This window comes from Paenibacillus sp. EKM301P, assembly GCF_011800295.1.
In the GTDB taxonomy this organism is placed as follows: domain Bacteria; phylum Bacillota; class Bacilli; order Paenibacillales; family Paenibacillaceae; genus Paenibacillus; species Paenibacillus polymyxa.
Genome location: NZ_JAALFM010000132.1, coordinates 1 through 268 on the forward strand (window position 1 = coordinate 1; position 268 = coordinate 268).

Genomic DNA, 268 nt, shown 5'->3' on the forward strand with positions numbered 1-268 from the left:
TGGTGGAGGCTGAGGGGATCGAACCCCCGACCCTCTGCTTGTAAGGCAGATGCTCTCCCAGCTGAGCTAAGCCTCCTGGGTATGTATGGTAGCGGCGGAGGGGATCGAACCCCCGACCTCACGGGTATGAACCGTACGCTCTAGCCAGCTGAGCTACACCGCCATAACATAATTTACTAGCTTGTCCTAAATGGCGGAGAGAGAGGGATTCGAACCCTCGCACCACTTACGCAGTCTAACCCCTTAGCAGAGGGTCCCCTTATAGCCA

Annotated in this window: 2 tRNA genes; both read right to left on the reverse strand. The window is 56.7% G+C overall.

From position 1 onward, the window contains the following. Positions 1-76 (reverse strand) — tRNA-Val (locus tag HFD99_RS25190). Between the two features lie 10 nt (positions 77-86). Beyond that, positions 87-163, reverse strand: a tRNA-Met gene (locus HFD99_RS25195). Positions 164-268 lie beyond the last annotated feature (105 nt).